The 11,144-nt window shown below is 39.3% G+C and carries 8 protein-coding genes; 6 read left to right on the top strand and 2 right to left on the bottom strand.

What is annotated here, in order from left to right; translation table 11 throughout:
- The first annotated feature begins 63 nt into the window (after positions 1–63).
- The gene (gene nrdD / locus L4C37_RS15470; RefSeq protein WP_137374283.1) at positions 64–2,184 is read left to right on the top strand and encodes an anaerobic ribonucleoside-triphosphate reductase; all 2,121 of its coding nucleotides are present in this window, start codon (positions 64–66) and stop codon (positions 2,182–2,184) included.
- A gap of 17 nt (positions 2,185–2,201) precedes the next feature.
- Complete coding sequence (nrdG, locus tag L4C37_RS15465; RefSeq protein WP_429769103.1) at positions 2,202–2,672, top strand: anaerobic ribonucleoside-triphosphate reductase-activating protein; 471 nt, start codon at positions 2,202–2,204, stop codon at positions 2,670–2,672.
- A 184-nt stretch (positions 2,673–2,856) separates the two neighbouring features.
- Here the strand turns inward: nrdG and L4C37_RS15460 are convergent, their stop codons facing one another.
- Positions 2,857–4,242: an MATE family efflux transporter gene (locus tag L4C37_RS15460; protein WP_429769102.1), complete on the bottom strand. Its 1,386-nt coding sequence runs from the start codon at positions 4,240–4,242 to the stop codon at positions 2,857–2,859.
- A 95-nt stretch (positions 4,243–4,337) separates the two neighbouring features.
- Between L4C37_RS15460 and L4C37_RS15455 the strand changes: the two genes are divergently transcribed.
- The 4 genes from L4C37_RS15455 to L4C37_RS15440 all read left to right on the top strand — a co-directional run bounded on the left by L4C37_RS15455 (position 4,338) and on the right by L4C37_RS15440 (position 9,069).
- Complete coding sequence (locus tag L4C37_RS15455; protein ID WP_429769101.1) at positions 4,338–5,180, top strand: AraC family transcriptional regulator; 843 nt, start codon at positions 4,338–4,340, stop codon at positions 5,178–5,180.
- 188 nt (positions 5,181–5,368) lie between these two features.
- The gene (locus L4C37_RS15450) at positions 5,369–6,553 is read left to right on the top strand and encodes an amino acid aminotransferase (protein ID WP_137374279.1); all 1,185 of its coding nucleotides are present in this window, start codon (positions 5,369–5,371) and stop codon (positions 6,551–6,553) included.
- An 11-nt stretch (positions 6,554–6,564) separates the two neighbouring features.
- Positions 6,565–7,248 carry an ATP-dependent zinc protease family protein gene (locus tag L4C37_RS15445; protein WP_273296526.1) on the top strand — a complete coding sequence of 228 codons (684 nt, stop codon included), beginning with the start codon at positions 6,565–6,567 and terminating at the stop codon, positions 7,246–7,248.
- 216 nt (positions 7,249–7,464) lie between these two features.
- Positions 7,465–9,069, top strand: a complete 1,605-nt coding sequence (locus L4C37_RS15440; RefSeq protein WP_273296523.1) for an ABC-F family ATPase — start codon at positions 7,465–7,467, stop codon at positions 9,067–9,069.
- A 174-nt stretch (positions 9,070–9,243) separates the two neighbouring features.
- Here L4C37_RS15440 and L4C37_RS15435 read toward each other — a convergent pair whose 3' ends face one another.
- Positions 9,244–11,130 (bottom strand): methyl-accepting chemotaxis protein, encoded by a 1,887-nt coding sequence (locus L4C37_RS15435; protein WP_137374276.1) that lies wholly within the window; start codon positions 11,128–11,130, stop codon positions 9,244–9,246.
- Positions 11,131–11,144: the final 14 nt, after the last annotated feature.

The raw sequence follows: 11,144 nt of genomic DNA, 5'->3' as shown, positions 1-11,144 counted from the left end.
AAATAGCTCTATATAGTGTATCTGTGGATAACCCTGTGAATGCACTCTGAGTAAGGAGACGTGGTGAAATCAATCGTAATCAAACGTGATGGCTCAAGAGCGCCGTTTAGCAGAGATCGTATTCAAGCTGCTGTAGAAGCTGCTGCTGACAAAGTAAGCCAAGATATCGCTATTTATGCGTTGAATGTAGCATTAGCTGTTGAATTAAAGCTTGAAGAGTACGATGAAGTTCATATTTCAGAAATTCAAACCATCGTCGAAAATGAACTTATGCAAGGTCCATATAAGTCACTTGCTCGTTCATACATTGAATACCGACACGACCGCGACATTGCGCGTGAAAAGCAAAGTGCTTTAACTCGTGAAATAGAAGGTTTGATTGAAGAAAGTAACGTTGACTTAATCAATGAAAATGCAAATAAAGATGGCAAGGTAATTCCTACTCAACGTGACTTACTTGCGGGTATTGTGGCTAAACATTATGCAAAAACACACATTTTGCCACGAGATATCGTTCAAGCTCACGAAAGTGGTGATATTCATTACCATGATCTAGATTACGCACCGTTTTTCCCAATGTTCAACTGTATGTTGATTGATTTAAAGGGCATGTTAACGCATGGCTTTAAAATGGGTAATGCGGAAATTGATACACCAAAATCAATTTCAACGGCAACAGCGGTAACCGCACAAATCATTGCACAAGTTGCTAGTCATATTTACGGCGGCACAACGATTAACCGTATCGATGAAGTTCTTGAACCTTATGTAATGGCAAGCTACGAAAAGCACCTTTCACTAGCAAAAGAGTGGGATATTCATAGCCCTGAAGCATTTGCAATCGCTCGTACTGAAAAAGAATGTTACGACGCATTCCAGTCATTAGAGTATGAAGTAAATACATTGCACACTGCTAATGGACAAACGCCATTTGTCACGTTTGGTTTTGGTTTAGGTGAAAGCTGGGGCTCAAAACTGATTCAAGAGTCTATCTTGAAGAATCGAATTGCTGGTCTTGGCAAGAACCGTAAGACAGCGGTTTTCCCTAAACTTGTGTTCGCAATTAAAGATGGCTTAAACCATCAGAAGCAAGATCCTAACTACGACATCAAGCAACTGGCTCTAGAATGCGCTTCTAAGCGTATGTATCCAGACATTTTGAACTACGACAAAGTAGTAGAAGTGACAGGGTCATTTAAAACGCCTATGGGTTGTCGTAGTTTCTTGAATACATACGAAGAAAATGGCGAACTGATTCATGAAGGTCGTAACAACTTAGGTGTTGTTAGCCTTAACTTGCCACGTATTGCGATTAACGCAAAGGGCAATATTGATGACTTCTATACATTGCTTGATGAAAAACTGCACTTAGCACGTCGAGCACTAGAGACTCGTATTAGCCGCTTAGAAAACGTGAAAGCCAGAGTTGCTCCAATCCTATATATGGAAGGCGCATGTGGTGTTCGTTTAAAAGCGGATGATTCAATCGCAGATATTTTCAAAAACGGTCGTGCTTCAGTATCACTTGGCTATATCGGTATTCATGAAGCGATGACGGCTTTATTCGGTACTGATTCACATTTATATGATGACGTAGAGCAACGAAATAAAGCGTTAGAAATTGTTGAATACATGAAGAAAGTGGTTGAATCGTGGACTCAAGAAACGGGTTATGCGTTTAGCTTATATGGTACACCAAGTGAAAATTTATGTAGTCGTTTCTGTAGCATCGATACAAAAGAGTTTGGAATCATTGAAGGGGTAACTGACAGAGGTTACTACACCAACAGCTTCCACTTAGATGTTCAAAAGAAAGTAAACCCGTACGACAAGATTGATTTCGAAATGCCGTACCCACAAATTTCTAGTGGTGGCTTTATTTGCTATGGCGAATTCCCGAATATGCAAAAGAACATTGAAGCATTAGAAAATGTTTGGGATTACAGTTACACACGCGTTCCTTACTACGGTACTAATACGCCAATAGATGAATGTTATGAATGTGGCTATAACGGTGAATTTGATTGTACAAGTAAAGGCTTTACTTGCCCTAAATGTGGTAATCATGACTCAACTAAAGTGTCAGTGACACGTCGTGTTTGTGGCTATTTAGGTAGCCCAGATGCAAGACCATTTAACTTCGGTAAGCAAGAAGAAGTTAAACGCCGCGTAAAACATTTATAAACGGTCTGTAGATAGATATGAATTACCATCAATATCACCCAATTGATGTGGTAAATGGACCAGGAACACGCTGTACATTGTTTGTTTCTGGTTGTGTTCACCAATGTCGAGGTTGTTACAATCAATCGACTCAGAGGCTTGATTCTGGCCACTTGTTTACGCAAGATCTTCAAGATCACATAATATCTGATTTGAATGACACGAGAATTAAACGAAGAGGGCTTTCTCTTTCTGGTGGAGACCCGCTACATCCTGCTAATGTGAGTGAAGTGCTTACATTAGTAAAACGTGTGAAAGAAGAGTGTCCCGGGAAAGATATCTGGTTGTGGTCTGGATATACGCTTGATGAGCTTACTGATGAGCAACGAGAATTGGTTGATCTTGTCGATACACTTATTGATGGTAGATTCATACAGGATGAAGCCGATCCAAGCTTAGAATGGCGTGGTAGTGCAAATCAAATCATTCATCGATTTACTGATTTGTAAACCCATTAAAAAAGGGCTTTATCGTTGGCATTAGCCGCAAATGAAGCCCTTGGGTGTGAGTTCTTTAATTTCCTGTCTATTTAATACTTGTATTACTGTTTGATTTAGGTGATTTTGATAGACTTTTATTATTTAAACCTATGCTTGCCAGTATCTTCAGTATCTTCAGTATCTAAGTCTAAGTCTAAGTAGCAAGTGGTGTCGGTTCTTCAATGAGGTTATTAATCCACTTTTTGGAATTAATTCTCTGAGTAGTTAAACCGATTTTTACCACTTCCTCTATGATTACAATCAGTAATACCCATTCTAACGACCATCCATATACAATTGCAGTTATGTACGCGAGTGGTATTCCAATTGCCCACTGACCGAAAAGGTCGATAAAAATGCTGTAATTAATATCACCGCCACTTTTCATCACTCCTCCAATACCAACCATATTAAATACTCTAAAGATCATACCGAAGATCATAACTAAGCATACATTTACAGCAGTATCTTTAAACTCTAGATGAGTAAGGTCAATCGCATACACAATCAGTGGTTTTGCTAAGAAACAAGATACGGCGAGTAAAATAGCAAGTGAACAGCTAGCTAATACATACCCCCAAGCCGTATTCTCAACTCTATTATAGTTTTTTGCCCCAATCTCATTGCCTAATATAATTGACGCCGCAACTGCAAACCCCATGAAAGCAGAAATCAATACACTTTCGACAGGTGATAATAGGGAGATTATCGCCAGTTCACCGACTCCCATCTGCCCAACTATTATGTTGTATACAATTAATCCGCCAGCCCATGCGGTGTCATGCACCATCATTGGAATCGCGACAGATAAATACTTCTTTCGGTACTCAGGAAGTACAGCTTCACTGTAACTTTTACGGGTAGGGAAGATATTTGCATGATGTTTTTTAGCAAGAGTAAATAAAACAATAGTTTGTATGAATCTGGAAATTGTTGTGCCTATTGCAGCGCCAACGACGCCTAATTCGGGGAAGCCAAACATACCGAAAATGAGTAGAGCATTTAATACAACGTTTACTCCAATCGCCATGATACTAATTTGTGTTGGTAACTTTGCATTTCCGACAGAGCGAAGAGCGCATTCAAGTGGCACAACTAGCGCTGTAGCTAAAATGCTGGCTCCTGTTATCCAAAGGTAATCCTTTGCCATGAATATATAATCAGGATCTGAGGCCACCACAGACACTACTGATTCAGGAGCCAACAAGTACAACGCGATAAAAGGGGTAACAGCAAGTAAAGAAAAAGCCCAAGACTGAACTAATGTTCTTCTAATGCCATTAAAATCACCGGCACCAAAATATTGCGAAGCTAGTATGCTAACTGCGCCACTGATTCCAACTACCATGATCATGTTAAAGAAAAAAATACGATTCCCGACACCAACAGCAGCGGTAGCAGCATCCCCAAGTTGGTTAACCATGAAAATGTCGACAACACCTAGCAAAGAAAACAGCATGGATTGCAGTGAAACAGGCAAACCTATCTTGATTATCTTTTGCCAGAATTCTTTGTCTAAATGATTATATGTATTGAGCATCACAAATCTCCTTTTCCTAATAGGGAAAAAGTGTATAGAGATTTGTTGAGAGTGTATTTTCTTAACTAATCATAAACTTTTGCCAAACTATCAAAATGAATGACAAGCAAGAAAAGTATGAAATTTCAGAAAGTACTCACCAAGAATTTGTGGACCAAAGCCATGTCCTCGCGTTTCAAGAATTAGGTATTGTTCAGTGTGGGACCGCAACATGTCGTGATTTTTTCTCGGTTTATCGTAAGAACCAACAAAAGCACATGCTGCTATTTACAGTAAGAGGAAAAGGCTGGCTAGAAAGCGGGGCGTGTCGATACATGTTAGAACCTGGGTCTTGTATCAGCGTTCCTGCTTATGTAGAGAATGGATTCGGAATTGAGGAAGAAACATGGCAAATTGCGTGGGTCTTTTTATCATCAGACAAAAAGTGGAACAACGTCATCGGAAGTGAAGTAACTTATTCATTAACGCCTGCTGCCGAAGTTATCGCATCCTGCATTCACACTTTGCTACGGAGTATTTCTCTACCCATCGACCTAGGTGGCAAAATTGCCATTCACAGCGTTGCTCAAATTGAAGCTATTATTAATGCTCCAATACCCCAAGAACAATCGAGAAATTCAATCAGATTAAGACGTGTATTTGATAATGTGCAAAAACAGTTACATAAAGAATGGAATGTAAAAGAACTTGCCAGCTTATTTCCTTGTTCAGAACCTCATTTTCACAGGTTGTGCCAGCAATATCATTCTCATAGCCCAATGGAACATATCATGAGGATGAGAATGGAATATGGTGCAAGGTTGTTGAGGTCAAGTGATTGGTCCATTCAACACATTGGAGAAATTGTTGGCTACCCGAATGCTGCAAACTTCAGCACAAGGTTTAAAGCTTGGTCAGGCATGACACCAAGGCAATTTAAGAAAAGCGCCCCAGCTTAAGAGATCCGTTAAATATCGTCAGTTATAGAGACTAAAAAGAACATGCGTTAAATTGAAATACGTCATTTATGTCGTTAATTTAACCTAAATGAAACCGAGTAAACGCTTCTAATAAAAAACATTTTTGATTTTGCTACGATAATGTTAACTTGAAACTATTACTTGAATTTCAAAGGGCTGTGACTTTCATGTTCGCACAACTTCCAAAACCAACTTTAGATCCAATTCTTTCCCTCTCTGTTGCTTATCGCGGCGATACTCGTGCTGATAAGGTCGATCTCGGCATTGGCGTTTACCGAAATAACCAAGGTGAAACACCAATAATGAAAGCTGTTTCAATGGCGCAAGATATTGTTGTTGAAACACAAAAAACCAAAGCTTATGTCGGCCTTGCTGGGTGTGAAGAATTTAACCAAAGTATGGTTGATTTACTCCTGAAAGGGACCTCTGCAATGGATAGGGTCGCGGCTATACAAACTCCTGGTGCAAGTGGTGCTTTACGCATGCTAGGAGATTTATTAAAAGTCGCTCAGCCTGATACTACTATCTGGATATCTAACCCAAGCTACGTGAACCATAAACCGGTAATGGAAGCTGCAGGTTTGAAAGTAAAACATTATTCTTACTTTAGCCCAGAAACAAAACAGGTCGATACCGCTCGTATGCTTGACGAACTATCAAAAGCAGGCCCTAAGGATGTGGTCTTACTGCACGGCTGCTGCCATAACCCAACTGGCGCAGACATTGATTTTTCGGCTTGGCAAGAAATTACGTCACTATCTCAAAAGAACGGTTTCTTACCTTTCGTTGATATTGCTTACCAAGGTTTCGGTGATGGTCTAGAAGAAGACGCTAAAGGTCTTCAATTTATGGCGAATAACGTAGAAGAAATGCTGATCACTACTTCATGTTCTAAAAACTTTGGTTTGTACAGAGAAAGAACAGGGGCTGCAATTGTTATTGGTAAAAATAGTGAGCATGTAGGTAATGCAAAAGGTAAGTTACTTACCTTAGCACGCTCAACTTACACTATGCCGCCAGATCATGGTGCAGCTCTAGTCAAAACTATTCTTCAAAATCAAGAGCTAACAACGATTTGGAAGACAGAGTTAAGTGAAATGCAGCAGCGTTTGTTAAATTTAAGACAATCTTTATGTCTGGAATTGCGAAATATTCATAACACGTCACACTTTGATTTTATTGAAGGTCATAAAGGTATGTTTACTGTACTAGGCTTTAATGAATCGCAAATGCTGCAGCTACGTGAAGAATATGGCATTTATGGTGTTGGTGATGGTCGAATCAACATAGCTGGTCTTTCTGAATCGCATATTCCTTATGTTGCAAACGCTATTGCAAGTGTATCTAAATAAATGGTGGATAAATGTACAACTGGAAAGTAATCATTACTCTGATGTTAAGTGGTGGTCTTGTTGCTTGCTCTACAACTAATCAAGTACCTGCAGAGCCTGAGCAAAAACCACAAATCGAACAACCGGTCGATAACAAAGTCACAGAGACCGAATCAGCTGTTAAAGAGAACGTTAAGAAAACTGAAGACAAAGAAGCAGAAGCTAAACCAGTTGAAGAACCAAAGAAAGAAGTGAAGCCACCGGTTGTTGAAAAATTGAAAAAGACTGCTGATGGCAAACTGATTCTTGGTGAAGAAGAGTGGGTATTTGTTCCGGGCTTAAAAGAAACTTTAAAAGCACGTATCGATACCGGTGCTACAACATCTTCTGTAAGTGCGGTTGATATAGTTCCGTTTGAAAGAGATGGAAAAGATTGGGTTAAATTCAAGATTGAACACGATGGAATCAAGACTGCTGAAATTAGTCTCCCTGTAGAGCGCTGGGTTAAGATTAAGCAATCAAGTGCTGATGAATCGCAAAAGCGTGCGGTTATTTCAACATGGATTCAAATTGGTGATCTAAAAGAGAAAACCGAATTTACTCTAGCAGATCGAACTCATCTTACTTACCCATTATTAATGGGACGTAGTTTCTTTAGAGACGTAGCGGTAGTTGATGTTGGACAGAAATATGTTCAAGATAAAATTACCAAATAAATACTAATCTTTACAGCATTCATTTAAAGCCCATTGAAACTCATTTCGATGGGCTTTTTGTTTATTGTAGGTAAGCTTAGTATTTAGCCTCGACAATGTGATCCTGATCTCTGTATAATTCGCGCCTCAATTTACCCATTAATTGTTACTTATCCATGTTTTATTTGGTGTTAAAGCTAGAAATAACAGACAAGTACTCTCCTAGGACATAATTTTTTGATCTCTACTGCGAACATCACAATGCAATTTGGCGCTGAACCTTTGTTTGAAAATATTTCAGCTAAGTTTGGTAACGGTAACCGCTATGGCTTAATCGGTGCTAACGGTTGCGGTAAATCGACTTTTATGAAGATCCTAAGTGGTGTTCTTGCTCCAAGCTCTGGTAATGTTTCTATAACCCCTGGGGAAAAACTGGGCGTATTAAGCCAAGATCAATTTGCGTTTGAAAAATACAGCGTAATTGATGTTGTGATTATGGGGGATAAGAAGCTCTGGGAAGTAAAACAAGAACGTGAGCGTATTTATTCTTTACCAGAAATGAGTGAAGAAGATGGAATGAAAGTAGCAGAGCTTGAAAGTGAATTTGCTGAAATGGACGGCTATACAGCGGAAAGCCGTGCTGGTGATATTCTTATACAAGCTGGTATTGAAGAAGAGCTTCATTTTGGTTTGATGCAGCAAGTCGCACCTGGCTGGAAGTTAAGAGTACTTCTTGCACAAGCCTTATTCGCTAACCCTGATATCCTGTTACTTGATGAACCAACAAACAACTTGGATATACATACGATTAACTGGTTAGCAGAAGAGCTGAACCAGCGTAAATGTACAATGATCATCATTTCGCATGATAGACACTTCCTTAATTCTGTTTGTACGCACATGGCTGATATTGATTATGGTGAATTGCGTGTTTACCCAGGTAACTATGAGTACTTCCTAGAAGCATCAGGATTGATTCGTGATCAACTCCTAGCAAGCAATGCAAAGAAAGCAGCTGAGATTAGTGAGCTTCAAGATTTCGTAAACCGTTTTGGTGCAAATGCATCAAAGGCAAAGCAAGCAAGTTCTCGTGCTAAGAAAATGGATAAAATCTCACTGGATGAAGTAAAGTCTTCAAGCCGTATGAGCCCATCAATTGATTTTGGTGAAGGTAAAAAACTTCACCGACAAGCTCTTGAGTTAACAGAGCTAGGTCATGGTTTTGATGGTGAAGTGCTTTTTGAAGGTGGTAACTTATTATTAGAAGCAGGGACTCGTCTTGCTGTTATTGGTGAGAATGGAGTGGGTAAAACGACATTCTTGCGTTGCTTAGTAGAAGAACTAGAGCAAAACAAAGGTACTGTTAAATGGTCTGAAAATGCATCGGTTGGCTATTGCCCACAAGATAGCACTGCAGATTTTGATAACGATTTAAGTATTTTTGATTGGATTTCTCAATGGCGTACAGTTAAACACGATGACTTAATGGTTAGAGGTATTTTAGGTCGCTTGTTATTCACCGCTGATGATGCGAATAAGAAAGCAAAGAACTGTTCTGGTGGCGAAAAGAATCGTCTTTTATTCGGAAAGTTGATGATGCAAGATATCAACGTTCTAGTAATGGATGAGCCAACAAACCACATGGATATGGAAGCGATTGAAGCACTTAATGATGCTTTGAAGGTTTATACTGGTACATTGATTTTCGTCAGCCATGACCGTAAGTTTGTTTCATCGTTAGCAACACAAATTATTGATGTAAAAGATAAACAGTTGGTTAATTTCCAAGGGACTTATGATGAGTACTTGGCGCACCAAATAAAAGTATTGGCAACCTCTTAATTAAGTCACTGTCTTTAATCAAATACTTTTGAGTATTGATAAAAAGCCCCAAACATAATTACGTTTGGGGCTTTTTTGTAGGCTAACAAGTAGCAGTGTAACTGTTTGTTTGACTTAATCTATATTCAATCGAAAGCCTATTTTATAAGTCAAAACTGGAATACCTGTTAACTATTAGTATTTAAACAGCTGCACTTGTGTATTTAGTTGTTGGGCAATCCCACGAAGTTCTTCTGACAAGTGACGTGAATTATCAGCCTCATTTGACATGTTATCAGACACATCATTAACAAGTTGGATATTCTTACTTACTTCCCCAGTCACAGTTCGCTGTTCACTTGCAGCATTTGATATGTGTGATGCCATATCTGAAATTTGCTGTATAGACGTCGCAATCTCTTCCAGTGCTGTTGTTGCATTATTTGCGTCATCTACACTTGATTGAGCTAAATCTTGGCTACGCTGCATTGATTCGACAGCGTTAACACTGTTCTTTTGCAGTGTTTCGATCATTTCACGAATTTCATCAGTTGAACTGTGCGTGCGCTGTGAAAGAACACGAACTTCATCAGCAACAACAGCGAAACCGCGGCCTTGTTCACCAGCTCGTGCAGCCTCAATTGCAGCATTAAGAGCAAGAAGGTTGGTTTGCTCTGCAATATCTGAAATCGTGGAGAGAATTGTATTGATATCGAGAGCATTCTTTTCAAGCTCTTGGATAATTCCAGACGCATTCTCAACTTGTTCAGCTAGGTTGGTAATTGAATCTTGGTTTCTGATAATAACTTGCTTACCTTGCTCACAGTTTTCTGTAGAGCTAATCGCGGAATCAGCTGTCATTTGAGCATTGTTTGCTACTTCTTCTGCAGTAGCAGACATCTCATGAACTGCAGTAGCAATTTGAGAAATTTCATGCAGTTGTACAGATAGACCTTCACTTGTTTTGCGTGCAACATTGGTACTCACTTCCGACTGCTGATTTAGCTTCGTTGATGAGTCAGCAATGTCACGAACGATTTCTTGCAGCTTTGCAATAAATGCATTGACGTGAGTCGCTAGCGTGCCGATTTCATCTTTACTGTTAACAGTAATGCGTTGAGTTAAATCACCATCTCCCTTAGAAAGTGCTTCCATCGCAGAACTAAGCGTTGTGAGAGGAGATAAAGCTTTTTTAATCACAAACATAGCGACAAATGCGATTACAGCAAGTTGTATCAAACCAAAAATAGCTGACTGACGGAGCAGGGAACGATAAGAAGCAAAAGACTTCGTTTTATCAATGACCACTGTGAAGTACCAGTCGGTATGAGGTACTTTCTGAACAGATAAGAATGCTTCCGAGTTATCAATAACCGTTTCTTCGAATGAACTATTCAAGGACATCGATTTAATTTTATGTGCATTGAGGTTATTCGAGATATTTGAAACTGACTGTAGAGTTAGGTTTCGGTTTTTATGCGCAACAATATTGCCATTACCGTCCACCAAGAAAGCATAAACCCCTGGTTGTTCAATGCTTACAATATCATCAACCAATTGGTTTAGGTTTAAGTCGGCACCGATAACACCAGAGAATCCATTTGTATTAAAAGGAGAAGAAATAGTTACGACAAGATCATTGGTTGCCACATCAATATAAGGTTCAGTGACAACCGTTTTACCTTGAGCCATTGTTTCTTTATACCAAGAGCGAGTTCTTGGGTCATAGCCTGCAGGTACAGGAAGATCGACACCTTGTAAGAATCTGCCATCAGATAACCCGGCATAAGCGATTTGAAATTGACCAGCATTGGTACTTTGAGTGAAGTAACTCGTTGGATCGTCAGAGTATTTGAATGCATCTTTGGCGGCATTAACGACGTTAATACGACCTTCAATCCACTTTTCAATACCGGCAACATTTGATGAAGTGAGCGTATCAGCATATTGTTGAATAGATCGGTATGTCTCGTTAAGTAGTTGTTTACCCGTAATATAAGTTTGAATCATGGTCATTGTAAAAATAATGACGACAAAAATTAGCGTCAGTTTATTTTTAATCGATATGCTGTTAAGACTCATTTTTAATGGTACTC

It is taken from the genome of Vibrio kagoshimensis (assembly GCF_050337535.1).
GTDB lineage: Bacteria > Pseudomonadota > Gammaproteobacteria > Enterobacterales > Vibrionaceae > Vibrio > Vibrio gallaecicus.
The sequence above is the reverse complement of the archived record's forward strand: the minus strand, read 5'-3'. Positions and strand labels throughout refer to the sequence as shown.

Excerpts from the sequence above, each read along its gene's own strand:
- L4C37_RS15460 (WP_429769102.1), bottom strand. The coding sequence starts at position 4,242 with ATGCTCAATACATATAATCATTTAGACAAAGAATTCTGGCAAAAGATA.
- L4C37_RS15435 (WP_137374276.1), bottom strand. The coding sequence starts at position 11,130 with ATGAGTCTTAACAGCATATCGATTAAAAATAAACTGACGCTAATTTTT.
- L4C37_RS15455 (WP_429769101.1), top strand. The coding sequence starts at position 4,338 with ATGAATGACAAGCAAGAAAAGTATGAAATTTCAGAAAGTACTCACCAA.
- L4C37_RS15450 (WP_137374279.1), top strand. The coding sequence starts at position 5,369 with ATGTTCGCACAACTTCCAAAACCAACTTTAGATCCAATTCTTTCCCTC.
- L4C37_RS15445 (WP_273296526.1), top strand. The coding sequence starts at position 6,565 with ATGTACAACTGGAAAGTAATCATTACTCTGATGTTAAGTGGTGGTCTT.
- nrdG (WP_429769103.1), top strand. The coding sequence starts at position 2,202 with ATGAATTACCATCAATATCACCCAATTGATGTGGTAAATGGACCAGGA.